The sequence below is a fragment of the Burkholderia sp. BCC1208 genome, assembly GCF_902833095.1.
Classification (GTDB): Bacteria; Pseudomonadota; Gammaproteobacteria; order Burkholderiales; family Burkholderiaceae; genus Burkholderia.
Genome location: NZ_CADFDY010000001.1, coordinates 1,027,918 through 1,053,622, shown reverse-complemented (window position 1 = coordinate 1,053,622; position 25,705 = coordinate 1,027,918). Strand labels below are relative to the sequence as shown.

The 25,705-nt window shown below is 67.5% G+C and carries 28 protein-coding genes; 12 read left to right on the top strand and 16 right to left on the bottom strand.

Annotated features, from left to right (window positions below; all coding sequences use genetic code 11):
- The first annotated feature begins 178 nt into the window (after positions 1-178).
- The gene (locus tag HWX09_RS04840; protein ID WP_027783761.1) at positions 179-1,345 is read left to right on the top strand and encodes a mandelate racemase/muconate lactonizing enzyme family protein; all 1,167 of its coding nucleotides are present in this window, start codon (positions 179-181) and stop codon (positions 1,343-1,345) included.
- A gap of 68 nt (positions 1,346-1,413) precedes the next feature.
- On the opposite strand, the gene HWX09_RS04835 is transcribed toward HWX09_RS04840, so the two are convergent.
- Positions 1,414-2,343: a LysR substrate-binding domain-containing protein gene (locus HWX09_RS04835; protein WP_027783762.1), complete on the bottom strand. Its 930-nt coding sequence runs from the start codon at positions 2,341-2,343 to the stop codon at positions 1,414-1,416.
- A gap of 192 nt (positions 2,344-2,535) precedes the next feature.
- Here HWX09_RS04835 and HWX09_RS04830 point away from each other — a divergent pair, with 192 nt between their 5' ends.
- The 3 genes from HWX09_RS04830 to scpB all read left to right on the top strand — a co-directional run bounded on the left by HWX09_RS04830 (position 2,536) and on the right by scpB (position 5,949).
- A complete protein-coding gene (locus HWX09_RS04830) occupies positions 2,536-3,858 on the top strand; it encodes an MFS transporter (RefSeq protein ID WP_027783763.1) in 1,323 nt (440 codons plus the stop codon).
- A 61-nt stretch (positions 3,859-3,919) separates the two neighbouring features.
- Entirely contained in the window at positions 3,920-5,143 is a 1,224-nt protein-coding gene (locus HWX09_RS04825; RefSeq protein ID WP_027783764.1) for a CoA transferase, read from the top strand.
- Positions 5,140-5,949, top strand: coding sequence for a methylmalonyl-CoA decarboxylase (gene scpB, locus HWX09_RS04820; protein ID WP_027783765.1), 810 nt, complete (start codon positions 5,140-5,142; stop codon positions 5,947-5,949). The genes HWX09_RS04825 and scpB overlap by 4 nt, the downstream gene beginning before the upstream one ends.
- Before the next feature lie 178 nt (positions 5,950-6,127).
- Here scpB and HWX09_RS04815 read toward each other — a convergent pair whose 3' ends face one another.
- The gene (locus tag HWX09_RS04815; protein ID WP_027783766.1) at positions 6,128-6,883 is read right to left on the bottom strand and encodes a DeoR/GlpR family DNA-binding transcription regulator; all 756 of its coding nucleotides are present in this window, start codon (positions 6,881-6,883) and stop codon (positions 6,128-6,130) included.
- Between the two features lie 81 nt (positions 6,884-6,964).
- Between HWX09_RS04815 and HWX09_RS04810 the strand changes: the two genes are divergently transcribed.
- The 3 genes from HWX09_RS04810 to HWX09_RS04800 all read left to right on the top strand — a co-directional run bounded on the left by HWX09_RS04810 (position 6,965) and on the right by HWX09_RS04800 (position 9,003).
- Positions 6,965-7,564, top strand: coding sequence for an NUDIX domain-containing protein (locus HWX09_RS04810; protein WP_027783767.1), 600 nt, complete (start codon positions 6,965-6,967; stop codon positions 7,562-7,564).
- The gene (locus tag HWX09_RS04805) at positions 7,561-7,941 is read left to right on the top strand and encodes a hypothetical protein (RefSeq protein WP_027783768.1); all 381 of its coding nucleotides are present in this window, start codon (positions 7,561-7,563) and stop codon (positions 7,939-7,941) included. The genes HWX09_RS04810 and HWX09_RS04805 overlap by 4 nt, the downstream gene beginning before the upstream one ends.
- Positions 7,942-8,124: 183 nt before the next feature.
- The gene (locus HWX09_RS04800) at positions 8,125-9,003 is read left to right on the top strand and encodes a Sir2 family NAD-dependent protein deacetylase (protein ID WP_027783769.1); all 879 of its coding nucleotides are present in this window, start codon (positions 8,125-8,127) and stop codon (positions 9,001-9,003) included.
- 37 nt (positions 9,004-9,040) lie between these two features.
- Here the strand turns inward: HWX09_RS04800 and HWX09_RS04795 are convergent, their stop codons facing one another.
- Entirely contained in the window at positions 9,041-10,252 is a 1,212-nt protein-coding gene (locus tag HWX09_RS04795; protein ID WP_027783770.1) for a S53 family peptidase, read from the bottom strand.
- A 410-nt stretch (positions 10,253-10,662) separates the two neighbouring features.
- On the opposite strand from HWX09_RS04795, the gene crcB reads away from it, so the two are divergent.
- Together crcB and HWX09_RS04785 are read left to right on the top strand one after the other, a co-directional pair.
- Positions 10,663-11,049 (top strand): fluoride efflux transporter CrcB, encoded by a 387-nt coding sequence (crcB, locus tag HWX09_RS04790; protein WP_027783771.1) that lies wholly within the window; start codon positions 10,663-10,665, stop codon positions 11,047-11,049.
- Between the two features lie 23 nt (positions 11,050-11,072).
- Positions 11,073-11,423, top strand: a complete 351-nt coding sequence (locus HWX09_RS04785; RefSeq protein ID WP_027783772.1) for a DUF190 domain-containing protein — start codon at positions 11,073-11,075, stop codon at positions 11,421-11,423.
- A gap of 13 nt (positions 11,424-11,436) precedes the next feature.
- Here HWX09_RS04785 and HWX09_RS04780 read toward each other — a convergent pair whose 3' ends face one another.
- Both HWX09_RS04780 and HWX09_RS04775 read right to left on the bottom strand, forming a co-directional pair.
- Positions 11,437-12,000, bottom strand: coding sequence for a YggT family protein (locus tag HWX09_RS04780; RefSeq protein ID WP_006488584.1), 564 nt, complete (start codon positions 11,998-12,000; stop codon positions 11,437-11,439).
- A 75-nt stretch (positions 12,001-12,075) separates the two neighbouring features.
- On the bottom strand, positions 12,076-13,005 hold the full coding sequence (locus HWX09_RS04775) for a DUF2520 domain-containing protein (RefSeq protein ID WP_027783773.1): 930 nt from the start codon (positions 13,003-13,005) through the stop codon (positions 12,076-12,078).
- A 515-nt stretch (positions 13,006-13,520) separates the two neighbouring features.
- On the opposite strand from HWX09_RS04775, the gene HWX09_RS04770 reads away from it, so the two are divergent.
- Positions 13,521-13,826, top strand: a complete 306-nt coding sequence (locus HWX09_RS04770) for a hypothetical protein (RefSeq protein WP_027783774.1) — start codon at positions 13,521-13,523, stop codon at positions 13,824-13,826.
- A gap of 114 nt (positions 13,827-13,940) precedes the next feature.
- On the opposite strand, the gene HWX09_RS04765 is transcribed toward HWX09_RS04770, so the two are convergent.
- Positions 13,941-14,609 (bottom strand): LysE family transporter, encoded by a 669-nt coding sequence (locus tag HWX09_RS04765; RefSeq protein WP_027783775.1) that lies wholly within the window; start codon positions 14,607-14,609, stop codon positions 13,941-13,943.
- Positions 14,610-14,667: 58 nt separating this feature from the next.
- Positions 14,668-16,224, bottom strand: coding sequence for a UbiD family decarboxylase (locus tag HWX09_RS04760; protein ID WP_027783776.1), 1,557 nt, complete (start codon positions 16,222-16,224; stop codon positions 14,668-14,670).
- A gap of 599 nt (positions 16,225-16,823) precedes the next feature.
- Here HWX09_RS04760 and HWX09_RS04755 point away from each other — a divergent pair.
- Complete coding sequence (locus HWX09_RS04755) at positions 16,824-17,951, top strand: lytic transglycosylase domain-containing protein (protein ID WP_027783778.1); 1,128 nt, start codon at positions 16,824-16,826, stop codon at positions 17,949-17,951.
- Positions 17,952-18,066: 115 nt separating this feature from the next.
- Here HWX09_RS04755 and HWX09_RS04750 read toward each other — a convergent pair whose 3' ends face one another.
- The 7 genes from HWX09_RS04750 to HWX09_RS04720 all read right to left on the bottom strand — a co-directional run bounded on the left by HWX09_RS04750 (position 18,067) and on the right by HWX09_RS04720 (position 23,185).
- On the bottom strand, positions 18,067-19,263 hold the full coding sequence (locus HWX09_RS04750; RefSeq protein WP_027783779.1) for a pyridoxal phosphate-dependent aminotransferase: 1,197 nt from the start codon (positions 19,261-19,263) through the stop codon (positions 18,067-18,069).
- A gap of 69 nt (positions 19,264-19,332) precedes the next feature.
- Complete coding sequence (nusB, locus tag HWX09_RS04745; protein WP_027783780.1) at positions 19,333-19,770, bottom strand: transcription antitermination factor NusB; 438 nt, start codon at positions 19,768-19,770, stop codon at positions 19,333-19,335.
- Entirely contained in the window at positions 19,767-20,285 is a 519-nt protein-coding gene (ribH, locus tag HWX09_RS04740) for a 6,7-dimethyl-8-ribityllumazine synthase (RefSeq protein WP_027783781.1), read from the bottom strand. The genes nusB and ribH overlap by 4 nt, the downstream gene beginning before the upstream one ends.
- A 53-nt stretch (positions 20,286-20,338) precedes the next feature.
- Positions 20,339-21,481 (bottom strand): bifunctional 3,4-dihydroxy-2-butanone-4-phosphate synthase/GTP cyclohydrolase II, encoded by a 1,143-nt coding sequence (gene ribBA, locus HWX09_RS04735; protein WP_027783782.1) that lies wholly within the window; start codon positions 21,479-21,481, stop codon positions 20,339-20,341.
- A gap of 157 nt (positions 21,482-21,638) precedes the next feature.
- Positions 21,639-22,157, bottom strand: coding sequence for a DUF1993 domain-containing protein (locus tag HWX09_RS04730; RefSeq protein WP_027783783.1), 519 nt, complete (start codon positions 22,155-22,157; stop codon positions 21,639-21,641).
- Positions 22,158-22,544: 387 nt separating this feature from the next.
- Entirely contained in the window at positions 22,545-22,910 is a 366-nt protein-coding gene (locus HWX09_RS04725) for a GNAT family N-acetyltransferase (RefSeq protein ID WP_227789547.1), read from the bottom strand.
- Positions 22,910-23,185, bottom strand: coding sequence for a DUF1778 domain-containing protein (locus HWX09_RS04720; protein WP_027783784.1), 276 nt, complete (start codon positions 23,183-23,185; stop codon positions 22,910-22,912). The genes HWX09_RS04725 and HWX09_RS04720 overlap by 1 nt, the downstream gene beginning before the upstream one ends.
- A gap of 81 nt (positions 23,186-23,266) precedes the next feature.
- Between HWX09_RS04720 and HWX09_RS04715 the strand changes: the two genes are divergently transcribed.
- Positions 23,267-23,770 (top strand): hypothetical protein, encoded by a 504-nt coding sequence (locus tag HWX09_RS04715; protein ID WP_034185406.1) that lies wholly within the window; start codon positions 23,267-23,269, stop codon positions 23,768-23,770.
- Between the two features lie 162 nt (positions 23,771-23,932).
- Here the strand turns inward: HWX09_RS04715 and HWX09_RS04710 are convergent, their stop codons facing one another.
- Positions 23,933-24,562: a riboflavin synthase gene (locus HWX09_RS04710; protein WP_027783785.1), complete on the bottom strand. Its 630-nt coding sequence runs from the start codon at positions 24,560-24,562 to the stop codon at positions 23,933-23,935.
- 14 nt (positions 24,563-24,576) lie between these two features.
- Positions 24,577-25,698: a bifunctional diaminohydroxyphosphoribosylaminopyrimidine deaminase/5-amino-6-(5-phosphoribosylamino)uracil reductase RibD gene (gene ribD, locus HWX09_RS04705; RefSeq protein WP_027783786.1), complete on the bottom strand. Its 1,122-nt coding sequence runs from the start codon at positions 25,696-25,698 to the stop codon at positions 24,577-24,579.
- Between the last annotated feature and the right edge of the window lie 7 nt (positions 25,699-25,705).

Below are 25,705 nucleotides of genomic sequence, written 5' to 3'. Positions count from 1 at the left end.
CTGCGCCTTGATTTCCATTTTTTCTGGTTCCCACTACATTCTGATGGGAACCAGATTGCCGCCTATGAACCTTCATGAACAGACGGTGCTGGCGAAGCGCTTACCAGCGATCCGCCCATCGTTTCCGCTGCAGCGCACGAACCTTCCGCCTGCGCCGGACGCCCATCCGGAGTCGACCATGCGCATCACCGCGATCCACGAACGCGCGATTCCCGTGTCCCGCTATGCCGATTCGGCGATTCCGTCCGGTGGCCTGACGACGAGCGCTGTCGCGGTCGTCACCGACGTCGTGCGCGACGGCCGCCTGGTGACGGGCTACGGCTACGCGTCGATCGGCCGTTTCGCGCAGGGCGGCCTGATCCGCGAACGGTTCGCGCCGCGTTTGTTGGCCGCTGCCGACACGCTCGCCGACGAAGCCGGCACGAATCTCGACCCGTTCCGCGCATGGCACGCGATGATGGCCGGCGAGAAGCCAGGCGGACACGGCGAACGCTGCGTCGCGGTCGGCACGCTCGACATGGCGATCTGGGACGCCGCCGCGAAAATCGCCGACCAGCCGCTGCACCGCTTTCTCGCCGACCGCCTCCAACGCACGGCAGCCCCACGCGTGCGCGTGTACGCGGGCGGCGGCTACCGCTATCCGCATGACGATCTCGCGCGGCTGTCCGACGAGGTGCGTCGGATCGTCGATCTCGGCTACACACACGCGAAGATCAAGATCGGCGGCGCGAATCTCGATCAGGACCGGCGCCGTATCGAAGCCGCAGCCGCGCATCTTGCCGGTTCATCGCATCTCGCGGTCGACGCGATGAACACGTACGACGCGACGACCGCCTACCAGGCCGTCGACATGCTCGCGCCGTTCGGTCTCTGGTGGTTCGAGGACATCTGCGACCCGCTCGACCTGCCGCTCCAGGCCGACGTCGCTACGCGGTACGCACCACCGATCGCGGCCGGCGAAGCGCTGTTCTCGCTTGCGGAGGCGAAGCTGCTCGACCGTTACGGCGGCCTGCGTGCCGACCGCGACGTGCTGGTGTTCGATCCCGTGCACAGCTACGGGCTGCCGGGCTATCTGCAGATCGTCGATCACTTCGTGTCGCGCGGCTGGCGGCGCGACGCGTTCTGGCCGCATGGCGGCCATCTGTTCTCGCTGCACGTCGTCGCGGCGCTGGGGCTCGGCGGCGCGGAAGTCAACCCGTTCGCATTCCATCCGTTCAGCGGACTCGCCGATGGCGAAATCGTCGATGCGGGATACGCGCGCGTGCCGCAGGCGCCGGGCATCGGGTTCGAACTGCATGCCCACGCGTACGACGCATTCCGCGCGGTCTCGGTGTCGGGCCGCTGACGCCTAAAACGCGCCGATCGCGAAACGCACCGCGAAGCCGCGCATCGTCACTGCGACGAAGCCATCGATCACGCGCGACCGGCATTGCCGGCCGCCCACTCCGGCCGCTGCCCGAGCGTGTCGAACAGCCGGACGATTTCGGCCTTCACCTTCTGCACCGCGTTGCTGACGAGCGCCGTGTCGTGCCAGCACAGCGACAGGTCGCGCGCGAACAGCCGGTGCGCGACCGTCGACAGCTTGAGCTTGCGCTCCTCGATCTCGACGTGCGCGGCCGTCCACGGCAGGATCGTCACGCCGAGCTGTGCCATCACGGCCGCGAACAGCAGCCCGGTCGAGCTCGCCTCGAAGCTGATCTCGTACGATAGCCCAGCCTCGCGCATCGCCCAGTCGACGCGGTTGCGGATCGTGTTCGGCGCGCTCGGCAGCACGAGCGGCATCCGCGCGATCGCGTCGAGCGGCACAGGGGCGTCCGGCACCGGGAAGCCGGGCCACGTGATCAGGTACAGCGTTTCCGTCAGCAGCCGGTGGATCGCGATGCCGCGCGTGTCGACCGCATCGACGACGATCGCGAGATCGAGCCGCGCGCGTTCGAGCAGCGTGTCGAGATCGGCGCTCGGCGCTTCGATCAGCTCCAGCATGATGCCCGGATAGCGGTCGCGCACCGCGCGGGCGAGCGGAATGGCCAGCACGCGCGCGGTGCTCGACGGCATGCCGACGGTCACGCGGCCTTGCGGCGTATCGGCGTCGCGGCGCAGCAGCTCGCGCGTGCCGTCGGCCTGGCGCAGCAGTTCGAGCGCATGCCGGTACAGCGTGCGGCCAGCGGCAGTCGGCGCGACGCCGCGCACGCTTCGTTCGAGCAGCTGCATCCCGAGATCCTGTTCGAGATTGCGCATCTGCTGGCTCACGGCCGGCTGCGCGACGTGCAGCGCCTCGCTCGCATGCGTGACGTTGCCGTATTCGACGACCTTCACGAAATAGCGCAACTGCCTCAAGTCCATCGCCGCCGTCTCCCGAGTCTCGCCCGATCCACGCCCGATTCGAGCCATAAGCCAATCCGATCGAGCAAGATGAATATCATATTTTTCGGCGATCGATGGTGTTTCTATACTCGTCTCACAAAAGAGCCCGACTGCCGGCCATCCCGGGCCGGACACGGCGAAAGAGCCGGCCCCGCCGGCAAGGAGACGAAGATGTTCAAGGCGATCGACGCGCCGGCGGCCGGCGCGAAGCCGCGGCGCACGCCGCTCACGCGCGAGCAGGTCAAGGGTTTCTGGGCCGTGTACGCGGGCTGGGTGCTCGACGGCGTGGATTCGGTGATCTACGCGCTCGTGCTGATTCCCGCGCTGACCGAACTGCTGCCGGCCTCCGGCATCGCGGCGACGCCCGCGAATCTGGGGATGTACGGCTCGATCCTGTTCGCGCTGTTCCTGATCGGCTGGGGGCTGTCGTTCGTCTGGGGGCCGCTCGCCGACCGCTTCGGCCGCGTACGCACGCTCGCGGCGAGCATCCTGATCTATTCGGTGTTCACCGGCGCGGCCGCGTTCGTGCACGACGTGTGGGCGCTGGCCGCGTGCCGTCTGATCGCTGGGATCGGCGTCGGCGGCGAATGGGCGCTCGCGGGCACCTACGTCGCCGAAAGCTGGCCGGAAGACCGCCGCAAGATGGGCGCCGGCTACCTGCAGACGGGCTACTACTTCGGCTTCTTCATCGCGGCCTGCCTGAACTACACGATCGGCGCGACCTACGGCTGGCGCGCGATGTTCCTGTGCGGGCTGGCTCCCGCGCTGCTCGCGGTGTTTACGGTGATGCGCGTGAAGGAGCCGGGGCAGTGGCGCCGGCACGACGCGCGCGACGGCGACGTGGCCGACGCGCGGCGCGCGCATCCGCTGCGCGAGATCTTCGCGCCGGCGTTCCTGCGCCGCACGCTGACGAGCGCAAGCCTCGTCGGCGTCGCGATCGTCGGGCTGTGGGCCGGCTCCGTCTACGAGGCGAGCGCGGTCACTACGCTCGCGACACGCGCGGGCATCGATCACGTCGGCGCGCTGCGGCTTGCGTCGATCGGTGCGGCGATCCTGTCGTGCGCGACGATTGCCGGCTGTCTGGTGGCGCCGTGGCTGTCGGAGCGGCTCGGCCGGCGTACCGCGCTCGGCGTGTATTTCGCGGGGATGGCCGGCTCGATCGTGTTCGCGTTCGGCTGGGCGTTCTACCAGCCGAACGGGCTCGCCGCGTTCATGGTGTCGCTCGCGTTCCTCGGTTTCTTCGGCGGCAACTTCGCGATCTTCTCGCTGTGGCTGCCCGAGCAGTATCCGACGCGCGTGCGGGCCACCGCGTTCGCGTTCAATGCGTCGATCGGCCGCTTCATCGGCGCGGGCGTGAACTTCCTGCTCGGCGCCGCGATTCACGGTTATGGATCGCTCGGCGTGCCGGTCGCGTGGACCGCGGCCGTGTTCGGGCTCGGCATCCTGATCCTGCCGTTCGCGGTCGAAACGCGGCATCAGACGCTGCCCGAGTGAGCGGCACGCCGCGGTCGTTCGCCAACACGCCACACCCAGTCATCCATATCAGGAGTCCGTAATGCAGGCATTAACGGGAATCAAGGTCGTCGATCTGAGTCGCGCGCTGTCGGGGCCGTTCTGCTCGATGGTGCTCGCCGATCTCGGCGCCGACGTGATCAAGGTCGAGTCGGGGCCGCATGGCGACATGAGTCGCGCCTGGGGGCCGTTCGATCGCGGCGTGAGCACGTACTACCTGTCCTGCAATCGCAACAAACGCGGCATCTGCGTGGACTTCCGGCAGCCGGCCGGCCTCGACGTCGTGCGGCGCCTGATCGCGCAGGCCGACGTCGTGATCGAGAATTTCAAGGCGGGCACGATGGACGCGATGGGGCTCGGTTATGCCGCGCTGAGCGCGCGCGACCCGCGGCTCGTGATGGGCAGCGTCACCGCGTTCGGCCCGCGCGGCCCGCTGCGCGACTGGCCGGGCTTCGACCAGATCGCGCAGGGCTATGCGGGGCTGATGAGCCTCACCGGTTTCCCCGACGGCGAGCCGACCCGCACGGGCACCGCGATCGGCGATCTCAGCTCGGGGATGTGGGTCGCGACCGGCGTGATGGCCGCGTTGTTCGAGCGCGAGCGCACCGGGCGCGGCCAGCATGTCGGCACGTCGCTGCTCGAAAGCCTCGTGGCGCTGCTGAGCGTGCACGGGCAACGCTACCTGAGCCTCGGCGACGTGCCGCGCCGCACCGGCAATGCGCATGCGGTGATCGCGCCGTACGGCGTGTTCGAGACGGCCGACGGCCCGTTGAACCTCGCACCGATCACGACCGACATGTGGTTGCGGCTGTGCCGGTTGCTGGATCTGCCCGACCTGCCGGCCGATCCGCGCTTCGCGACCAACGATGCGCGCGTCGCCCATCGCGATGAACTGAAGGTGCTGCTCGAAAGCCGGCTGCGCACGCGCGGCAAGCGCGAATGGACGCAACGGTTCGTCGAGGCCGGGCTGCCGGCCGGGCCGATCCATACGCTTGACGAAGTATTCGACGATCCGCAGCTCGCGCATTGCGGGCTGGTCGAGCCGGTCGCGCATCCGACGCTCGGCACGCTGCGTCAGGTCGTCACGCCGCTCGGCGGGATGAGCGACGGCCTGCCGGCGCCGCGCACGCGCCATGCGCCGCCGCTGCTCGGCGAGCATACGGTTGACGTGCTGCGCGAAGCCGGCTACGGCGACGACGCGATCGACGCACTGCTGGCCGGGAGCGCGATCTTCCAGGCGGATGCGGTGGCGGAGGCCGTGCAATGACCGACATGACGAAACAGAACGGGGCGTCGACCGTAACGGTCGACCTCATCGGCGAGCGGATCGCGCGCGTGCGGTTCGCGAATCCGGCGCGGCGGCATGCGCTCGACGCGCCGCTGCTCGATGCCCTCGTCGCGCATCTCGATGCGTTGGCCGGACATCGTCCGCCGCCCGTCGTGATCCTGTCGAACGACGGCAGCGGCGACGTGTGGAGCGCGGGGCACGACCTGCGCGAACTGGCCGACGACCGCGATCCGCTCGCATACGGCAAGCCGCTCGAACGCGCGCTGCGGCGCGTGCGGACCTATCCGGGCGCGGTGATCGCGGCGGTGTCCGGATCGGCGTGGGGCGGGGCGGTCGATCTCGTGATGAGCTGCGATCTCGTCGTGGCGGCGCGCGACGCGCGTTTCGCGATGACGCCCGCGAACATCGGCCTGCCGTATTCGACGAGTGGCCTGCTGCGCTTCTACGGCAACCTGCCGATCCACGTGCTGAAGGAGATGTTCTTCTGCGCGCAGCCGCTCGATGCGGAGCGCGCCGCGCATCACGGGCTCGTGAACCGGCTGGCCGACGCGGGCAGGGTCGACGACGCGGCGCTCGACGTCGCGCGCACGATCGCCGCGAAGGCGCCGCTCGCGGTGCACGCGGTGAAAGAGCAGTTGCGTGTGCTGCAGGACGCGCGGCCGTTGCCGGCCGACGCATTCGAACGGATCGCCGAGTTGCGGCGGCAGGCGTGCGAAGGCGCGGATTTCGACGAAGGGCTGCGCGCGTTCGCGGAGCGGCGCGCGCCGGTGTTTCGCGGGATTTAGGCGGGCAGGCGAGGTTTCGATGCGGCGATGGCGGCGCGCGTTATTCGCCGCCGTGCGCGTATACGCCAACGAACAGCAGCGCGCCGATCGCGATCGGCAGCCGCGCGTGAACGTACGTATCGATCACGCGCGGTATCGGCATGATCACAATCGCGCGTGCGGCCCGGTCGCACCGCCGCTACGCGCGCACCACCGTCACGCCTGCCGCCTCGATCGGCTCCGTCAGCGCGGCGTCGGTTTCCTTTTCGACGACGATCGTCTGCGCCAGCGCGATATCGCCGATCACGAACTGCGACGCCGCGCGCAGTTTCGACTGCGACGCGAGCACGACCGTCTCGGCCGCGCGTTCGGACAGCGCGCGCTTGATCGCCGCTTCCTCGAAATCGCCGGTGCTCAGCCCCGCGACCGGATGCACGCCCGTGACCCCCATGAAGTACAGGTCCGCGTGAATGCGCGCGATGCCTTCCATCGCCGCCGCGCCGACCGCGACGATCGAGTGCTTGTAGAGCCGTCCGCCGATCAGGATCACGTCGATCGACGGATGCGCGGCCAGCGCAACCGCGACGCTTGGACTGTGCGTGACGATCGTCGCGCGCAGGTCGGCCGGCAACTGGCCGACGAGCAGCGCGGAGGTCGTGCCGCCGTCGACGATCGCGACTTGCCCCGGCGCGATCATCTGCGCGGCCCGCCGCGCGATGCGCCGCTTCTCCGTGGTTTCGAGCGCCTCGCGCTGCGCGAACGGCGCGACGGCCGGCGATGCCGGCAGCGCGCCGCCATGCACGCGCTGCAGCAGCCCTTCGGCCGCGAGTTCGCGCAGGTCGCGGCGCACCGTGTCTTCGGACACGCCGAATTGCACGCTCAGCTCGGCGGCCAGCACCTGGCCGTCGCGCGCGAGTGCATCGAGGATCGCTTTCTTGCGTTGTGTCGTCAGCATCGCCTTTGCACGAAAATTCTTGAAATTGCACGAATCTGCACGTTACCATGGGCGCCGTCCTTTGTCGAACCGGAGGCTGCAATGGCTGCAACGCGGGAGCGGGTCCGCATCGTCGAGTCGACGGTGCTGTCCGATGACTGGTATGTGCTGCGCAAGGTGACGTTCGATTTCCTGCGCCGCGACGGAACGTGGCAGCGCCTGAGCCGCGAGACCTACGATCGCGGCAACGGCGCGACGATCCTGCTGCGTCATGCCGAGACGGGCGACGTGCTGCTGACGCGGCAGTTCCGGATGCCGGCGTTCGTGAGCGGGCACGACGGCATGCTGCTCGAAGCCGCCGCCGGGCTGCTTGACGACGAAACGCCCGAAGCGCGCATCCGCGCGGAGGCCGAGGAGGAGACCGGCTATCGCGTGCGCGGTGTGCGCAAGGTGTTCGAGGCGTTCATGAGCCCGGGTTCCGTGACGGAGAAGCTGCATTTCTTCGTCGGCGAATACGATGCGTCGCTGCGCACCGGCGCGGGCGGCGGCGTCGCGGAAGAAGGCGAGGATCTCGAGATCGTCGAGATGCCGCTGCAGGCGGCGCTGGATGCGGTCGAGCGCGGCGAGATCGTCGATGCGAAGACGATCATGCTGCTCCAGTACGTCGCGCTGCGGGAAACCGTCGGCGCGCGCGCCGCATGACGCCGCGGCTCGTGCTGGTCGCCGGCCCCTATCGCAGCGGGACGGACGGCGACCCCGCGCGCATTGCCGCGAACCTGCACCAGTTGGAAGCGGCGGCGCTCGCCGTGTATCGCCGCGGGCACGTGCCGATGATCGGCGAATGGGTGTCGTTGCCGCTCGCGGCCGCGGCCGGGTCGACGCAGGTCGGCGACGCGATCTGCGAGACCTTCCTGTATCCGGCCGCGCACCGGCTGCTGCGGCGTTGCGATGCGGTGCTGCGCATCGACGGCGCATCGCGCGGGGCCGATGCGGACGTGGCGCTTGCGCGGCAACTCGGCAAGCCGGTCTATTTCGCGGTCGACGAGATGCCGGTCGTGCAGGACGATTCGACTGACTGAGCAAGCGCGGGCGCCGGGTTGCGGCATCGCCGGTGGGACGCGTGCGGACTGTCGGCATTCGCATTGCCGGTAGCCGTACACACGCAGCGTCGCGCAGTGGCGTTGCCGATGCGGCGCGACGCGCTAACCGGCGTATGATCGCGACGCCACTCGCGCAACGTTCGACGCCACCGCTTTTCCATCATGTCGCTTTCCGATCCCGCCGATTCCGCCGATCCTGACGATTCCGCCGCCGCGCCGCTTCCCGCCGGTCTCGTCGCGTCCGCCGTCGACGTACTCGCGCGCGCCGACGCCTTGCTCGTCACGGCCGGCGCGGGCATCGGCGTCGATTCCGGCCTGCCCGATTTTCGTGGCACGGACGGCTTCTGGCGCGCGTATCCGGCGCTGCGCCACGAGCGTTTCGAATTCCACGAGATCGCGTCGCCGCACGCGTTTCGTGCGCGTGCGCCGCTCGCATGGGGGTTCTACGGGCACCGTCTTGCGCTCTACCGCGCGACGGCGCCGCACGCGGGCTTCGCGATCCTGCGCCGCTGGATCGACGCGATGCCGAACGGCGGCTTCGTGCTGACGAGCAACGTCGACGGCCAGTTCCAGAAGGCCGGCTTCGATCCGGCGCGCATCGTCGAGATCCACGGCTCGATTCATGCGATGCAATGCCTGCGCCCGTGCACGGACGAGACCTGGGACGCGACGCCGTTCGTGCCGGAGGTCGACGAAACGACGTGCCGCCTGGTGGGCGACATGCCGTGCTGCCCGCATTGCGGCGGGCTCGCGCGGCCGAACATCCTGATGTTCGGCGACACCGGCTGGCTCGGTGCGCGCTACGACGCGCAGGAGCGCGCGCTGGAAGACTGGATCGCGCGGGCCGGGCGCGTTGCCGTGGTCGAGATCGGCGCGGGCACCGCGATTCCGACCGTGCGCCTGTTGAGCGAACGGTTCGGTACCGACGTGATTCGCATCAACGCGCGCGAAGCGCATGCGCGCCGGGCGGACGTGATCGGGCTGAAGGGCGGTGCGCTGGCGACGCTGAACGCGCTCGAGCGCGCGTGGCACGGCGGCTGAGCCCCGTGCCTCGCGCCGATCGGCCGAGGCCGCGCGATTACGGCTGCGCGACGAGCGCCTGCACGAGCGCCGGCGCGACCGGCGAACCGAGGCCCGTCACGTAGTCGTAGCTGCCCGCCGCGTTGCAGATGCTCCCGCAATTGCCGTTGGACCCGATCGTCACGTCGTGGAAGTCGCTGCCGTAGGCGGTTTTGCCGACCGTATAGAGCGTGTCGTAGGTGCCGCTCAACGATTTCTTGCCGGCCGCCGTGCGCAGCGAATTGGCGATCGCGACGAGCGCCGACCATTGCGGCGCACCCGCGCTCGTGCCGCCGACCTGGAACCAGCCGGCCTGCCCTTGATAGGTGACCGAGTCGTACACCGCGAAACCGCTGGACGGATTCGCGTCGTAACTGACGTCGGGCACGCCGCGCTTGCCGGCCACCGGAATCGGCCAGGCGCTCTGGCCGGCCGTCTCGGCCTCGACGCTGCTCACGCCGCCGCCGCTGCCGCTCCACGCCGCCTCGCCGATGTAGTTGCCGGCCGTATCGGACGACAGCGTCGTGCCGCCCACGGACACCACATAAGGCGACGCGGCCGGGTATTCGGTGCCGGTGCCGCTGTCGCCGGACGACGCGACGAACGTCACGCCCGGGACGTTGAAATGGCTGTCGAAGCCTGTCTCGCTGCTGAATTCGTTGCCGCCGAAACTCATCGATACGACCGACGCGCCGTGCTTGACCGCGACGTCGACCGCGGCCATCAGGTCGCTGAAGCTGGCCGATGCGGCCTCGACGAGCACGATCTTCGCCTTCGGCGCGATCGCATGCACCCATTCGACGTCGAGCGAGATCTCGAGCGACCAGCCGGAATCGGGCTTGGGCCGTGCACCGTGGGCGTACACCTTGGTGAAACAGCCGTTCGACGACGTGCAGGCCGGCAGCGAGAACGCATTGCTGAACACGCCGAGATCGGACTCGATCTTCGGGTCGTCGTACGCGTCGACGATCGCGACGACCATCCCGTCGCCCTGGTTCGCGATCGCATCGAACCCGTATGCATGTCGGGCGAGCGCCGGCGTGAGGCCGGCGATCGTGGCCGTGCTCGCACGCGGCTTCGTATGGAACGGCGGGCGCGCGAATCCTTTCGGCGCGCGATGACCTTCGACGTAGGACGGCGGCCCGTTGCTGTCGGCGAGCGCAACGCCCGACGCGAGCAGCCACGCGCACAGCGCCGGAATCAACATGGATGACGGGCGGATATTGTTCATTTTTCGAGTCTCCATGTCGATCGAGTGGAGTAGCGAAACAATTCTACGAAATCGACGACGATAACTACATCGAATATCGGCCGAATAAGGGAATGTCTGATAAGGGAAAGTACGCGGAACCCGTTATGGAGTGGCGTTGTGCAGGGTTAACCTGCGCCGGATGGAACTGCTTTATCGATTTTGAAAAGGCTGATAAATAATCGACCGATTAAAAATGGATTCGTAATGTCCGATGTAATTGTTCGGTAAATATCCACTGCGGCGCGCGTGTGGAAATCGTGAAGGGCGGCATGCGGTTGCGGCACGATCCGCCGCCTGCCGGCCCGTCGGCATTGCCGGCGCGGCGCGATTGCGCATACAGTTCGGCGTAGGCCGCGTGCGCCGCGCGGCGCCGTCAGTGAGGGGTGCCCTTGTTCTATTCGATCGTCGCGATCTTCGTCGGCGCCGGGCTCGGCGCGTTGCTGCGCTGGTTCCTGAGCCTCGCGCTCAACGCGTTCTTTCCCGCGGTGCCGCTCGGCACGCTCGCGTCGAACCTGATCGGCGGCTATGTGATCGGCGTGGCCGCCGTCGTGTTTGCCGTTCGCGTCGGGTTGCCGCCCGAATGGCGGCTGTTCGTGATCACGGGCTTTCTCGGCGGCCTCACGACGTTCTCGACCTATTCGGTCGAAGTGATGACGCACGCGCTCGAGGGCGAATTCGGATGGGCATTGGCGGTGGCTGCCCTACACTTGACTGGATCGTTCGCGCTGACGGCGCTCGGCATGTGGACCGCGCGCGCGTGGCTCGCGGCGGCCTGAGCGGGCCGCCATCGGAGGGTGCGATGGACAGGGTCTTTTTGCGCTTCTACGTGCACGAGCAGCACCGGCTGCACTGGAAGCCGTTGTGGGAGTGGCTGCTGGAAGAGGCGAACCGGATGGGCGTCGCCGGCGGTTCCGCGTTTCGCGCGATGGCCGGTTTCGGGCAGCATCGCGTGCTGCACGAGGATCGCTTTTTCGAACTGCAGGGCTCGCTCGCGATCGAGGTCGAATTCGTCGTCACCGAGGACGAAGCACAGCGGCTGCTCGAGCGGCTGTCGCACGAGAAAGTGCGCGTGTGCTACGCGATGATGCCCGCACAGTTTGGCGTGATCGACACGCTCGGTGCACCGCCGGCGCAGGAGCCGGCGGTGTAGGCGTCGCGCCGGATCAGATGCCGAACATCGTCAGCGACACGGCGGCGCGCGTGACGATCATCAGCAGCACCTGCACGATCACGAACAGCAGGATCGGCGACAGGTCGATGCCGCCGAGGTTCGGGATCACGCGGCGCAGCGGGTTCAGGAATGGCGCGGTGAGCTGGTAGAGGATCGGCATCGCCGGCGAGCGCGGGTTGAGCCACGACAGCAGCGCCATCAGGATCGTCATCCAGATCACGAGATTGAGCGCCCACTTCACGACCGTGAGCAGCGCGACCACGACGAGCGTCGCGATCACGGCGGCCGGATCGAAGCCGGCCATCACGACCATCAGCACCACGTAGACGAGCGCGGTGAGCAGCGCGGCGACGACGCTGGCCCAGTCGATGCCGCGTACGCCCGCGATCACGCGGCGCAGCGGCAGCACGAGCCAGTTGGTCGCCTGCAGCACGGCTTGCGTGACGGGGTTGTACGGCGGCACGCGGACGGCCTGCATCCAGACGCGCAGGATCAGCGCGGCGCCGAATAGCGTGAAGACGGTATTGAGCAGAAAACGGGCGATCTCGCCGAACATCGTTGGCATCCTTTTTATACAGTCAGTAGCGTGCGGCCGCCAACGCCGGTTGGCGGCGCATCGGCCGACACCTTATCACGCCTCGTCTCGCGACGGGGAGGGGTGCGCGGCCACGCGCGCGAGCGACGTTTCGACGACTTCGGCCAGCGCCGGCAGCGAGGCCGGCGGCGCCGCGCGCTTCGCCGCGAGCGCGACCGCGCGGCGCGTCAGCAGCGCGTACAGCGCCGCATGATCGCCGCCGCGCGCCTCGAGCAGCGCGAGCTGGCGCTCGACGATGCCCGTGTCGCCGCGCGACACCGGCCCGGACAGCGCATTCGCGAGCCCCTTGTCGCGGGCGGTCTCGATCGTACCGGCGAGCATCGGCAACAGCGCGCGCAGCGCGGCTTGCTCGTCGAAACCGAGGCCGCGCCACAGCTCGACCGCTTCCGACAGCCCGCACAGCGCGAAGCTCGCCGCGTAGTGGGCGGCCGCGTGATACAGCATCCGGCCGCCGGCCGGAATCGTCAGCGGATGGCAGCCGAGTGCGGCGGCAAGTCGCAGCAGCGTCGCGTGCAGCGCGCCGTCCGCTTCGATCGTGATCGAGCAGCCGTCGATGCGCGCGAGATCGGCGTCGGTGCCGCCGAACAGATAAAGAGGATGGAAGCCGCCGGTAGCCACGCCTTGCTGCTTCGCGGGATCGAGCAGCGCGACCGCCGATGCGCCGCTGCAATGAACGACCGCCTGGCGGGCAACGCGCGATGCGTCGAAGCGCAGCGCCGCGGCGGTCGACGCGAGATGATCGTCGGGCGTCGTCACGAAGATCAGGTCGGCGACGTCGACCACCTGCTGCAGGGTATCGACCTCGCGGCAGCCGTCGATGCGCGCGGCGAGGCCGGCGGCCGATGCGGGCGTACGGCTCGCGATCGCGACGACGGGAAAGCCGGCCTGCGCGAAACGCTGCGCGACGCAGCGCGCGAGGCGGCCGGCGCCGATGAAGCCGAGGCGGGGTGTGTCGGGAAGCGGCATGGCGGCGGATGTAAGCGAAAACGAAGCAGCCGCCAGTATCGCAGGAATGGCGGCGGTGTCGCGGAAGGCAGCTTGCGAGGCGGTCGCGCGTATGAATTACCGATGCGCGGTGCGATCGATGCGTAAACTGGCGTCCGGCATCGCGACGGAATCAGGATCATGGAATCCGACCCCGAAATTCCGTACGCCTGCATCCTGCTTGAAACGTCGGCATGTTGTCTCGAATTTGTAATCGTTCATTACGCACGCGTGCCTGCTGCGCGCGCGGGAGCCGGTAAGAGTGACCGGTCATCGGGTCGCGTCCCGACTCGTCGGATGGAAGTGCGCGACCCGCAAGGCTCGCAGCCCGTGCCGGGGCCCGCGCCGGAAGGCGGCTCTGCCCGCGTGCAATTGCAATTTGCAACAAATGCACGATACGCGCGGGGCGGGTTTTCGCTACATTGCTTGCATGCGACGTGCATGCCCGCCGTTGCCGATCGGAGCGCCTAAAATACCGCTCCAGCAGGAGAATCGAAGTGAAAAAGCTCATTCCGTTCATCGCCGCCGCCGCGCTGGGCCTGGGTGCCGCAAGCGCCGCGCAGGCTCACGTGTCGATCGGGGTCGGCATCGGTATCCCGGTCGCACCCGCGTATCCCGTCTATGCACCGCCGCCGCCCGTGTATTACGCGCCGCCGCCCCCGCCCGTGTACTACGCACCGGCGCCGGCCTACTATGCGCCGCCGCCCGCCGTGGTCGTCGGCGGCTATGGTGGCTACTACGGTCGCCCGTACTGGCGCCATGGTTACGGCGGCTGGGGCCATCACGGCTACTGGCGTCGCTGATTCGTCCCGCGCGGCCTGACCGCGCGCGGCAAAACGGCGCAACGTCCCGCGAGGGGCGCTGCGCCGTTTTTCATTGGGCCGCCATTCCGTGCGCGGCTCGGCAGGGCGGCGCGATTACACCGCGTGCACGATCAGGTCGCGGTAGCCGCCGACGATCACGCTGTACGAGAAATACGCGAACAGCAGCGCCGACGCGACATGGCACGCACGCATCAGCCCGGCGCCCGCGCGCTTGCGGCCCTGGCTCGCGAGCGTGCACATGAAGAGCGTCCACGCGAGACCGCCGAGGAAAAAGCCCGACAGGAACACCGACGCGGTGGCCGGGGTGGTCGCACCGGCTTTCGCGATCAGCGCGCCGCCGACCGCCGCGAACCACAGGATCGCGCTCGGCGACGACATCGCGAGCAGCATCCCGCGCACGAAACTGCGCCGCGCGCTCGCCCGCGGCGGCGGTGCATCGTCCGCGTCGTCGTCGGCCGCCTTGACGGGTACTAGCGCTTCGCGCGCCATCTTCCACGTGAGGAACAGCAGCACCGCGCCGCCGCCGATCCACACGATCCAGCGCACGGCTTCGAACTGCAGCAGCACGGCCATCCCCGCGAGCGCGAGCGCAGCGTAGACGAGATCGCCGACGCACGAGCCGACGCCGAGCCAGAAGCCCGGCCGGAAGCCGTGCGACAGCGTCAGCGACAGCATCGCGACGTTCACGAGGCCGATGTCGAGACACAACGACAGCGACAGAAAGAATCCGTCGGACAGCATGGAGGCGGGCGGAAAGCTCATCGTCTGGGTACTTGCGGCGATTGCGATGCGTGGGCCGGCGGGCGCCGACCGCGTGGCGTCAGAGGCCGATCTCCTGCCAGAGCCGGTCGACGCGCGCCTTCACGGCCTCGTCCATCTCGATCGGGCGGCCCCATTCGCGGTTCGTTTCGCCCGGCCACTTGTTGGTCGCGTCGAGCCCCATCTTCGAGCCGAGTCCGGCCACCGGCGACGCGAAGTCGAGATAGTCGATCGGCGTGCTGTCGACCATCACCGTGTCGCGCACGGGGTCGACGCGCGTCGTGATCGCCCAGATCACTTCCTTCCAGTCGCGGATGTTCACGTCCTCGTCGACGACCACGATGAACTTCGTATACATGAACTGCCGCAGGAAGCTCCACACGCCGAACATCACGCGCTTGGCGTGGCCCGCGTAGCTCTTCTTCATCTGGACGATGGCCATCCGGTAGCTGCAGCCTTCGGGCGGCAGGTAGAAGTCGGTGATTTCCGTGAACTGCTTCTGCAGCAGCGGCACGAACACCTCGTTGAGCGCGACGCCGAGCACGGCGGGCTCGTCGGGCGGCTTGCCCGTGTAGGTCGAATGGTAGATCGCGTCTCGGCGCATCGTGATGCGCTCGACGGTGAACACCGGAAACCACTCCTGCTCGTTGTAATAGCCGGTATGGTCGCCGTACGGCCCTTCGAGCGCGTGTTCGTACGCGGCCGCCGCGTTGCCGGCCGGTCGCGGCGGCGCGCCGGCCGGCGCGGGGGCAGGGGCGCCTTCCTGCGGATGAATGAAGCCTTCGAGCACGATTTCCGCGCGCGCGGGCACCTGCAGCGTGTCGACGCCGGGCGTCAGGCACTTCGCGAGCTCGGTGCGGCTGCCGCGCAGCAGGCCGGCAAACTGATACTCGGACAGCGAATCCGGCACGGGCGTCACCGCGCCGAGCGTCGTGGCCGGATCGGCGCCGAGCACGACCGCGACCGGATACGGCTTGCCCGGGTTCTGCAGCGCGAACTCGCGAAAGTCGAGCGCGCCGCCGCGATGCGCGAGCCAGCGCATGATCAGCTTGTTGCGGCCGATCAACTGCTGACGGTAGATGCCGAGGTTCTGGCGCGACTTGTTCGGCCCGCGCGTGACCGTGAGGCCCCACGTGACCAGCGGCCCCGCATCGCCGGGCCAGCAGGTCTGAATGGGCAGCTTGTTCAGGTCGACGTCGGCGCCTTCCCAGACGATTTCCTGGCACGCCGGCGACGACACCGACTTCGGCGCCATGTCCCATACCGCCTTCGCGAGCGACAGCAGCTTGCCGGCGTCCTTCAGGCTCTTCGGCGGATCGGGTTCCTTCAGCGCGGACAGCAGGCGCCCGAGATCGCGCAGCGAACCGAGCGCGGCATCGTCGCCCGCATCGACGCCCATCCCGAGCGCGACGCGGCGCGGCGTGCCGAACAGGTTGCCGAGCACCGGGAACGCATGGCCGGGCGGCGCGTTGAACAGCAGCGCCGGGCCGCCGGCGCGCAGCACGCGGTCGCACAGCTCGGTCATCTCGAGCACGGGCGATACCGGCTGCGTGACGCGCCGCAGTTCGCCGAGCGCCTCGAGGCGCTGAATGAAATCGCGTAAGTCTTTGTATTTCATGAAAAAAGGTCCGGGCCACCCGCAGGGACGGGCAGCGATGGGCGGGTGCAACGGCCGGCTGCGACCCCGAATCGACCGACGATTTTACCCGGCCGGCCGTCGGGTCGCCCGGCGCGGAAAAAAGTCGACCGCGCGCAAACCCCCTACGGCACGGGGATTGCGTTCTGAAGAGTGGTTTTAAATTACTTTTTGTTATGATTTTGAGATTTTATAGTGTTGACGATCTATAAAACCCTGCTAGAATCCGCTCACATTGGTTGCAGGGTAAAAGGCTTCGAGCCGCCAATCACCGATCTTTGACGCAGCGCGTCACCGTCCGCCGAATCCTGCACGGCGTCTTCGACGGCCTTTGTCGTAGTCCCAGCCAGCGCTACCAGACGCTGGTTTTTTGCGTGGGTGCCACCGCGTATGCCTGCCTCGCCCAGTGTGCGAAGGCGCCGGCCTTCTTACACCGTGGCCTCGAACGGTACTTATACCGTTTCCCCCGATGCTTGCGCGTCCCAACCAAGGCGTGCGGCGTCGTGATTCCGCGGCGCGTTTTCTGTCTCGCCATCGAGCTGAGCGAGCCGCACGAGTCATGTTCATGGGAGATGATCTGAATGAACGCTTGGTTATCGTGGCGTCCCACTGAGCAGCATGCGCAAATCGTGCGCAACTTGCTGCGTCGCGGGACGCGTGTCAGTCACCATCTATTCAGCGTTGTCGGCTGTTTCGCTGTCGCGGTTGCGCTTGCACTGTGGCTGCTGCCAACCGTCCGCGGCACGCTCGCCGCGAAGCTGATGCCGGTCGTATCCGCGGCCGTGCAGGCCGGTCCGGCCCGTCTGCTGTCCGGCCATCCGCTGCCGAACTTCGCGCCTGCCGGCGCGCAGCCGCAGCAGGAAGAGAGTCCCGAAACGGATGCGCTTGCGGTCGGCCTCGATGTCGCACCGGAAACCGCCGCTCAGGGCGCCCAGAGCGATGCGTCCGATCCGGCCCGTAACGGCCCGTCGCCCGTCGCGCTTGCGAAACTGATTCCGATTCAGCGTGTGGCGGCCGATGCCCGCGACGATCGCGCGCTCGCGTCGAACCGCGAACAGGCGCTCGTCGCCACCTATCTGTCGCGCCGTTACCGCGTCGCCCAGGAGCCGCTCGGCCAGCTCGTCAAGGCGGCGTTCCAGACCGGTCGTGACGTCGGCCTCGATCCGCTGCTGCTGCTGTCGGTGATGGCGATCGAATCGGGCTTCAACCCGTACGCCGAAAGCGGCGTCGGCGCGAAGGGGCTAATGCAGGTCATGTCGAAGGTTCATTCCGACAAGTTCGAATATTTCGGCGGCACCGACACCGCGCTGCAGCCGCTCGCGAACCTGCAGGTCGGCGCACTGGTGCTGAAGGACTGTATCGCGCGCGGCGGTTCGCTCGCGAACGGCCTGCGCCTGTACAACGGCTCGACGAACCCCGACGACAACGGCTACGGCTCGAAGGTGATGGCCGAGCGCGGCCGCCTGCGCGACGTCGCGCGTGGCCGCAGCGTGCCGATCAATGCGCCGCAGGCGCCCGCGCAACCCGCGAAGCCGATCGTCACCGCCGCTGCCGTGACGGCCGCGGCAGGCGGCGCGAAGCGCGTGCATGCGACGCTCGACGGCACGACGTCGGTCAAGGCGGCGCCGAAGGAAGCCGCGTCGCAGGACGACGCGGGCGTCGATACCGCGAAGCAGTCGCACGGCGATCATTCGGAGCTCGGCGCGTAACGCGTAACGGTCGCGTTCCGGCGGCCCCGGCCGGCACGACATGCAAAAGGCACCCGAATCGGGTGCTTTTTTCTTTTTGCGATGCGTGAAGCGGTGGTGCGCTCCGGGCGCGGCGTCAGTGCCGGCCGAACAGCGCCGCGAGCCGGTCCACAGCCTCTTCGAGTCGCGAGTAGGCCGTCGCATAAGACAGGCGGATATAGTCGCGCGGCGCATGGACACCGAAGTCCATGCCCGGCACCAGCACCACGCCTGCGTCGTGCAGCATTGCCTGCGTGAGCGCGGCGCTGTCGCCGGCCGCCGGGTGGGCGACGCCGCCGCAATGCGCATACACGTAGAACGCGCCGTCCGGCATCACCGGCACCGTGAAGCCGAGCCGTTCGAGCGCCGGTGCGATGAAATCGCGGCGGCGCTTGAATTCGAGCCGGCGTGTTTCGTAGATGTCGAGCGTCGCGGGTTCGAAGCAGGCGAGCGCCGCATGTTGCGCGAGGGCGGACGGGCAGATGAACAGGTTCTGCGAGAGCTTCTCGAACGTGCCGACGAGCGCGGGCGGCACGACGAGCCAGCCGAGCCGCCAGCCCGTCATGCTGAAGTACTTCGAGAAGCTGTTCACGGTGATGACGTCGTCGCCGAACGACAGCGCCGACACGGGCGCGGCGTCGTAGCTGAGCCCCTGGTAGATCTCGTCGACGATCGTGAAGCCGCCGCGTGCGCGCACCGCTTCAATGATCCGCTTCAGTTCGTCCGGTTCGAGCGACGTGCCGGTCGGGTTCGACGGCGACGCGAGCAGCACGCCGCGCGTGCGCGCGTTCCAGTGCGTGCGGACGTCGTTTTCGGTGAGCTGAAAGCGCGCGTCCGGGCCGCTCGGCACGAGCACCGGCCGACCCTCTGCCGCCGCGACGAAGTGCCGGTTGCACGGATACGACGGGTCGGGCATCAGCACTTCGTCGTCGCGGCCGACCAGCGCGAGGCACACGAGCAGCAGCGCGGCCGATGCGCCGGCCGTCACGACGATCCGCTCCGGGGCGATCGTGAGGCCGTACGCGCGCGCATAGTGCGCGGCGATCGCCTCGCGCAGCGGCGCGATGCCGAGTGCGCTCGTGTACTGTGTGACGCCGCGGCGCAGCGCGGCCGCGGCGGCCTCGACAACCGGCTCCGGCGCGGTGAAATCCGGCTCGCCGATGCCCATGTGGATAACATCGCGCCCCAAGGACTCGAGCCGCTGTGCCTCCTTCATCAGTTCCATCACGTGGAAGGGCTGGATCGCATCGACGCGTGCGGCGAGCGTGACGAGCGAATCGGCGGTGGTATTCATCGGCGGGCAGGGCGGAGGGGAAAAGAATGAAAAACGGGCGCTTGCGCGCCCGTGGACAAACCAACGGTATCAGCCGTTGCGACGCGCCTGCGTTTCAGCGGGGCGCAGCTTCGCGGCCAGCTTGTCGAGCACGCCGTTCACGTACTTGTAGCCGTCGGAGCCGCCGAACGTCTTCGCGAGTTCGACGGCTTCGTTGATGATCACGCGGTACGGCGTTTCGACGTGGTGCGTGAGCTCGAACGTCGCGATCAATAGCACCGCACGTTCGACCGGCGACAGCTGATCGATCGGACGGTCCAGCGACGGCGCCAGCGCTTCGGCGAGCGTCGCATGCTCGCGGATCACGCCGTGCAGAATCGCTTCGAGCAGTTCCTTGTCAGCCTTGTCGTAACCGAGCGCGCCGCGCAGTTGCGCGTCGATCTCGCCGGAGGGCGCGTTCGACAGCAGCCACTGGTACAGGCCCTGCGTCGCCAGCTCGCGCGATTGTCGGCGGGCGCTCTTCTTCATGCGCGCTCCTCTTCGTCGTCTTCGTCTTGCTCTTCGTCCTCGTCGTCGTCGCCGAGCTGGTCGAGCGCCATCGTCAGGTTGGCCATCTCGACGGCGACGCGTGCGGCGTCACGACCCTTTTCGGTCATGCGCGCGACGGCCTGCTCGTCGTTTTCGGTCGTCAGGACCGCATTCGCGATCGGGAGGTTGAAGTCGAGGCCGATGCGGGTGATGCCCGCGCCGCTCTCGTTCGACACGAGTTCGAAATGGTAGGTCTCGCCCCGAATCACCGCGCCGAGCGCGATCAGTGCGTCGAACTGGCCGCTTTCGGCGAGCTTCTGCAGCGCGAGCGGGATTTCCAGCGCGCCGGGCACCGACACGAGCAGCACGTCTTCACCGGTGACGCCGAGGCGTTCCAGTTCTTCGACGCACGCGTCGGCGAGGCCGTTGCACACGGGTTCGTTGAAGCGCGATTGCACGATGCCGATACGCAGGCCGTCGCCTTCGAGATTCGGTTGGTATTGTCCGATTTCCATGATCTGGTCCGTGGTGTGGATGAACGGTTATAGGGCGAAAGCGCCGTGGCGGGTTACGCGTGGGACGCCGGACAGGACTTGGCTTCGGCGCCGGGCATCGGAATGAAGCCCGTGACTTCGAGGCCGTAGCCGGACATGCTGCCCAGCTTGCGCGGATTCGACAGCACCTGCATCTTGCCGACGCCGACATCGCGCAGGATCTGAGCGCCGATGCCGAACGTCTTGAAATCAACCGGCCGGCGCTTGAGCGCAGCGGCCTTTTCTTCCTCGTCGAACGCCTTGAAGACGTCGATCAGGTGTTCCTTCGTATCGCCACAGTTGAGCAGCACGATCACGCCGAGGTCGCGTTCCGCGATCTCGCGCATCGCCGCGTCGAGCGTCCACGAGTGGGTCGAGATGCCCGTCTCGAGCAGGTCGAGCACCGACAGCGGCTCGTGCACGCGCACCGGCGTATCGACGTCGGGCGACGGCGCGCCGCGCACCAGCGCGATGTGCGGCGAGCCGCTCGGCTGGTCGCGGTACAGCACCGCGCGGAACGTGCCGTGCGCGGTCTGCATCGTGCGCTCGGCGATCCGCTCGATGATCGATTCGGTGCGGCTGCGGTACTGGATCAGGTCGGCGATCGTGCCGATCTTCAGATCGTGTTCCTTCGCGAACTCGAGCAGGTCGGGCAGACGCGCCATCGTGCCGTCGTCCTTGATCACCTCGCAGATCACCGCGGCCGGCGTCAGCCCCGCGAGCGCGGTGAAGTCGCAGCCGGCTTCGGTGTGGCCCGCGCGCACGAGCACGCCGCCCGGTTGCGCCATGATCGGGAACACGTGGCCCGGCTGCACGATGTGCTCGGGGCGCACGTCGTGCGCGACCGCCGTGGCGATCGTGTGCGCACGGTCGGCGGCCGAGATGCCGGTCGTCACGCCTTCGGCCGCTTCGATGCTGACCGTGAACGCGGTGCCGTACTGCGTGCCGTTGCGGTAGGTCATCAGCGGCAGGTGCAGCTGCTTGCAGCGCTCCTGCGTCAACGTCAGACAAATCAGGCCGCGGCCGTACTTGGCCATGAAGTTGATCGCTTCCGGCGTGACGAATTCGGCGGCGATCACGAGGTCGCCCTCGTTTTCGCGGTCTTCTTCGTCGACCAGGATCACCATCCGGCCGGCTTTCAGCTCGGCGATGATGTCGAGCGTGGAGGCGAGCGTCATAAAGGGGCGAGAAAGAGGAAAGTGCGTATTTTACGCCAGCCGGGCGGCGTTTCGGCTGACGCAGGCCGCGCGGGGTCGGCGAGTGCTCCGGAAAGCGCTGCGGCCGGCCTGCACGCGGGTGCGGACGGTGGCGGGCCGCGCGTTGCCCGGCCGTGCGTCACGCGTGCTCGTTGCGCCCACCGAGGTAGTCGAGCTTGCCGAGTTCGACGCCGCTGTGGCGCAGGATGTCGTACGCGGTCGTCACGTGGAAGAAGAAGTTGGGCAGCACGAAATTCAACAGGTACGACTCGCCGGTGAACTCGATCGGGCCGACGCGCATCTTCAGCATGATCTGGCGCGCCTCGCTGCCGTCGATCTGCGCGGCGTCGAAGCTTTTCAGGTAGTCGATCGTTTTCTGGATGCGCGCATGCAACTCGTCGAAGGTCTGCTCGACGTCCGGGTAGCTCGGGATGTCGACGCCGGCGAGCCGCGCGGCGCAGCCCTTGGCCGTGTCGGTCGCGATGTAGACTTGGCGGACGAGCGGCAGCATGTCCGGATAGAGGCGCGCGCCGATGAACACCGACGGATCGATCTGCTTTTCGGCCGCATGCGCCTGCGCCTTGCCGAGGATGTGCTGCAGGTTGGTGAGGCCGCGGATCAGGACGGGCAGCGAAGCCTGGTGCATCGAGATGGACATGGGGACGACTCCTGTGGGAAGAGGCGCGGCCGCAACGCGGCGCGTCATTCGTGGCGGCGTGGAAACCGCTGTCGACGCATCTTAGCGCGGCGGCATGACCCGTGCGCGTCGTTGGCCGTTCGGCCAGGTGGAGAGGCTTGCCCGTAAGACAGGCGATTCGACAGTATGTGCGTATACGGTCAGAAATACCGCCATGTCATTCGGGCCGTAGCGAGACGTCGATAGACGAGGACGTAGACAATCCCTACTTCTGTTTGTCTGATACGGCGGGCACGAGTAGTCGGCGTGCGTCCTTGAGCAATAGAAGCAATTGCTGTACTTGCACCGGTGAAGCTTCAAATCCGAAACGCAAATAGAAGCGTGCTGCATCTTCATCGATCGGGTGTGTCAGTAGCGCGCGAACGCCGGCGCGACGGTACGCCGGATCGCATCTTGCAGCATGCCGATCCCGACGCCACGCCCGTGGTCCTGCATTGCTACCGCCAGCCGCGCCAGGATGACAACGGGTATTGGATAGGCTCCCATCCCTTTGCGTACCCGATCGGACGCCTCAAACGTATCGATCTGCCCTACAGCCAGGCTGTAGTATCCAACTAGGCGCTGACCTTCCGTAACGACATAGGTCTTGGCCGAACCGCTGGCCTGAGCCTGCCGCGCATGGCGCAGGGGCCAATCATTCAGGCCGGACTTGCCGCAATCGAAGCCTTCCAGCACATGGCTGGTATCCCGCGCTTTCGGTGGGGACAGCGGCATCAATTCTCCCAAGGCGTAGTTCGGGAGAACAACTCCTTCAAGCCCACATTGTCTTGGGTCGGGCGATCGAGCATGTCAAGCAGGGCTTGCGATTGGCTTTCGCTCACCAGGAACAAACGCTGGTCAAGCAGGGTCCGTTCGGCAACCTGACAGGCGCTGTCAAGAATGAAATCGGCCATTGATTTGTGCGCGACCTCGGCTGCGCGGCGCAGCATCGCTTCCTGCTGCGGCGTCGCCCGCAAACCCAGGCGGCCGGAACGGGTAGATGTGCTCATGAGAGATTCTCCTTGAGATGTACGTCATGTTGGCACAACAGGCGTACATTCTCTTTTGGAGCGAGATCAGGCCCTTTTTCTATGCTATATCTTTACTGTACTCACAAGCTGCTCAAGCGTCTGAAACCCGAAGTGATCGAGGTCGGAAGCAGCACCGCGAAGCTTGGCAACTGGTATGCAACTGTTTTGCCATGGAAGCCGCAGATCGCGATGCTTGTGAATGAGCGAACGCTACTGCCGGTGCTGATGCCTTTGGCTCCGGCGGCCAGCATGGCGGCCAGATTCCCTGGGGCTCTGGTAGAGATACTGGCCGCCCACGGGGTATCGCGTCCATTCATCGACTCGGAAGTGTCCCAGATGCAGGTCGTCAAATATGCGAGGACGCAAAATCGTAGCGTTGTCGGCATCATGACGCAGTTCGCATATCTCGCCGAGGCGTACCGTGCTTGCGACAAACCGGACGAACTCATCGCGCTGTCGCTAAAACTGGCGCGCACGCCATGTAGTCCGCTCTACAAGGGACCGGTGTTTCCGGAGGAGGCATTGAAAGAGCTGACGAGCGATGGAACGGATGGTCAGGCTTGAGCACGAAGAAAAATTGCGGAACCTTGTTCGCAAGCTCGGGTTCGGTGTGACAGCCTGATATCCGGCGCGTCGGGTTCAAAGGATCGGGAGGGCCAAAGTCGCCCGATGGACGACTTGTCACGCAGCGACAAACCAGTTGCGCAGCTAGGGCGGTTGCAGCGGTTAGCTGCGCGCTATGGGAGACGCCGTCGACAGCATCCGCTCCACATACCGCGCGATCATGTCGACTTCGAGATTGACCTTGTCGCCGGCCTTCACGTGACGCAGCGTCGTGACTTCGACCGTATGCGGAATCAGGTTGATCGAGAATTCGCAGCCGTCCGCGCGATCGTCGATCGTATTGACGGTCAGGCTCACGCCGTTGACCGTGATCGAGCCCTTGTACGCGAGATAGCGGCCGAGTTCGCGCGGCGCGACGATCCGCAGTTCGTGCGACTCGCCGACCGGTGCGAAGCGCGACACGGTACCGAGGCCGTCCACATGGCCTGACACGATATGCCCGCCGAGGCGATCGTGGGCGCGCAGCGCCTTCTCGAGATTCACTTCGCCGGGCTGCGCGAGGCCGACCGTCCGGTTCAGGCTTTCGCGCGACACGTCGACGTCGAACGCGGTATCCGTTTTGTCGATCACCGTCATGCACGCGCCCTGGATCGCGATGCTGTCGCCGAGCGCGACATCGGCCAGGTCGAGCCCGCCGGCCTGCACGGTCAGGCGCACGCCGGCGTCGGCCGACGTGCCGAGCGGGGCGATCGATTCGATGCGGCCGACGGCCGCGACAATTCCGGTAAACATCGTGACGATTCCGTTCAGTGAGAGGCGTCGGGCGGCGCGAGCCGCGCGAGGATCCGGAGGTCGTCGCCGATCCGCTCGATACCGTGGAACGACAGTCGGGTGCGCACGTCGAGGCTCGCCGGCGCGGCGAGGTCGAACATGCCGGCGGCGTCGGCGCCCAGCAGGCTCGGCGCCAGATACACCAGCAATTCGTCGACGCACCGCTCGCGCAGCAGCGAGCCGTTCAGCTTGTGGCCGGCCTCGACGTGCAGCTCGTTGACGCCGCGCGCGCCGAGCGCCGCCAGCATCGCGGGCAGGTCGACCTTGCCGTGCGCGTTCGCGAGCGGCACGATTTCCGCGCCGCGCGACTTCAGCACGTTCGCGCGGACTTCGCCGGCGGCGTCGAGCCGGCCGCAGAAGATCAGCAGCGGCGCGCCTTCGAGCAGCCGCGCGTCGAGCGGCAGGTCGAGGCGGCTGTCCACGAGGATGCGTTGCGGCTGACGCGGCGTGTCGATGCCGCGCACGGTCAGCAGCGGATTGTCCTCGCGCACGGTGCCGATGCCGGTGAGGATCGCGCACGCGCGTGCGCGCCATGCGTGCCCGTCGAGACGTGCAGCCTCGCCGGTGATCCACTGGCTTTCGCCGGACGGCAGCGCGGTGCGGCCGTCGAGCGATGCGGCGGTCTTCATCCGTACCCACGGGCGGCCGCGCGTCATCCGCGACACGAAGCCGATGTTCAGCTCGACAGCCTCGTGCGCGAGCAGCCCGCAGCGCACGTCGATGCCCGTGTCGCGCAGCATCCCGAGGCCGCGGCCCGACACCTGCGGATTCGGGTCTTCCATCGCCGCGACGACCTTCGCGACGCGCGCGTCGATCAGCGCGTTCGCACACGGCGGCGTGCGGCCGAAATGACTGCACGGTTCGAGCGTCACGTACACGGTCGAACCCGCGACGTCGTGGCCGCGCGAACGCGCGTCCTTCAGCGCCTGCACTTCCGCGTGATCCTGGCCGGCCGGCTGCGTGAAGCCTTCGCCGATCACGTCGCCGTTCCTGACGATCACGCAGCCGACGCGCGGATTCGGCGCGGTCGTGTACATGCCGCGCGCGGCGAGCGCGAGCGCGCGCTGCATGTGGGCGAAATCGGTATCCGAGAACATGCGCGCG

Excerpts from the sequence above, each read along its gene's own strand:
- HWX09_RS04840 (WP_027783761.1), top strand. The coding sequence starts at position 179 with ATGCGCATCACCGCGATCCACGAACGCGCGATTCCCGTGTCCCGCTAT.
- HWX09_RS04835 (WP_027783762.1), bottom strand. The coding sequence starts at position 2,343 with ATGGACTTGAGGCAGTTGCGCTATTTCGTGAAGGTCGTCGAATACGGC.
- HWX09_RS04830 (WP_027783763.1), top strand. The coding sequence starts at position 2,536 with ATGTTCAAGGCGATCGACGCGCCGGCGGCCGGCGCGAAGCCGCGGCGC.
- HWX09_RS04825 (WP_027783764.1), top strand. The coding sequence starts at position 3,920 with ATGCAGGCATTAACGGGAATCAAGGTCGTCGATCTGAGTCGCGCGCTG.
- scpB (WP_027783765.1), top strand. The coding sequence starts at position 5,140 with ATGACCGACATGACGAAACAGAACGGGGCGTCGACCGTAACGGTCGAC.
- HWX09_RS04815 (WP_027783766.1), bottom strand. The coding sequence starts at position 6,883 with ATGCTGACGACACAACGCAAGAAAGCGATCCTCGATGCACTCGCGCGC.
- HWX09_RS04810 (WP_027783767.1), top strand. The coding sequence starts at position 6,965 with ATGGCTGCAACGCGGGAGCGGGTCCGCATCGTCGAGTCGACGGTGCTG.
- HWX09_RS04805 (WP_027783768.1), top strand. The coding sequence starts at position 7,561 with ATGACGCCGCGGCTCGTGCTGGTCGCCGGCCCCTATCGCAGCGGGACG.
- HWX09_RS04800 (WP_027783769.1), top strand. The coding sequence starts at position 8,125 with ATGTCGCTTTCCGATCCCGCCGATTCCGCCGATCCTGACGATTCCGCC.
- HWX09_RS04795 (WP_027783770.1), bottom strand. The coding sequence starts at position 10,252 with ATGAACAATATCCGCCCGTCATCCATGTTGATTCCGGCGCTGTGCGCG.
- HWX09_RS04785 (WP_027783772.1), top strand. The coding sequence starts at position 11,073 with ATGGACAGGGTCTTTTTGCGCTTCTACGTGCACGAGCAGCACCGGCTG.
- HWX09_RS04780 (WP_006488584.1), bottom strand. The coding sequence starts at position 12,000 with ATGTTCGGCGAGATCGCCCGTTTTCTGCTCAATACCGTCTTCACGCTA.
- HWX09_RS04775 (WP_027783773.1), bottom strand. The coding sequence starts at position 13,005 with ATGCCGCTTCCCGACACACCCCGCCTCGGCTTCATCGGCGCCGGCCGC.
- HWX09_RS04765 (WP_027783775.1), bottom strand. The coding sequence starts at position 14,609 with ATGAGCTTTCCGCCCGCCTCCATGCTGTCCGACGGATTCTTTCTGTCG.
- HWX09_RS04760 (WP_027783776.1), bottom strand. The coding sequence starts at position 16,224 with ATGAAATACAAAGACTTACGCGATTTCATTCAGCGCCTCGAGGCGCTC.
- HWX09_RS04755 (WP_027783778.1), top strand. The coding sequence starts at position 16,824 with ATGAACGCTTGGTTATCGTGGCGTCCCACTGAGCAGCATGCGCAAATC.
- HWX09_RS04750 (WP_027783779.1), bottom strand. The coding sequence starts at position 19,263 with ATGAATACCACCGCCGATTCGCTCGTCACGCTCGCCGCACGCGTCGAT.
- nusB (WP_027783780.1), bottom strand. The coding sequence starts at position 19,770 with ATGAAGAAGAGCGCCCGCCGACAATCGCGCGAGCTGGCGACGCAGGGC.
- ribH (WP_027783781.1), bottom strand. The coding sequence starts at position 20,285 with ATGGAAATCGGACAATACCAACCGAATCTCGAAGGCGACGGCCTGCGT.
- ribBA (WP_027783782.1), bottom strand. The coding sequence starts at position 21,481 with ATGACGCTCGCCTCCACGCTCGACATCATCGCCGAGCTGAAAGCCGGC.
- HWX09_RS04730 (WP_027783783.1), bottom strand. The coding sequence starts at position 22,157 with ATGTCCATCTCGATGCACCAGGCTTCGCTGCCCGTCCTGATCCGCGGC.
- HWX09_RS04725 (WP_227789547.1), bottom strand. The coding sequence starts at position 22,910 with ATGCCGCTGTCCCCACCGAAAGCGCGGGATACCAGCCATGTGCTGGAA.
- HWX09_RS04720 (WP_027783784.1), bottom strand. The coding sequence starts at position 23,185 with ATGAGCACATCTACCCGTTCCGGCCGCCTGGGTTTGCGGGCGACGCCG.
- HWX09_RS04715 (WP_034185406.1), top strand. The coding sequence starts at position 23,267 with ATGCTATATCTTTACTGTACTCACAAGCTGCTCAAGCGTCTGAAACCC.
- HWX09_RS04710 (WP_027783785.1), bottom strand. The coding sequence starts at position 24,562 with ATGTTTACCGGAATTGTCGCGGCCGTCGGCCGCATCGAATCGATCGCC.
- ribD (WP_027783786.1), bottom strand. The coding sequence starts at position 25,698 with ATGTTCTCGGATACCGATTTCGCCCACATGCAGCGCGCGCTCGCGCTC.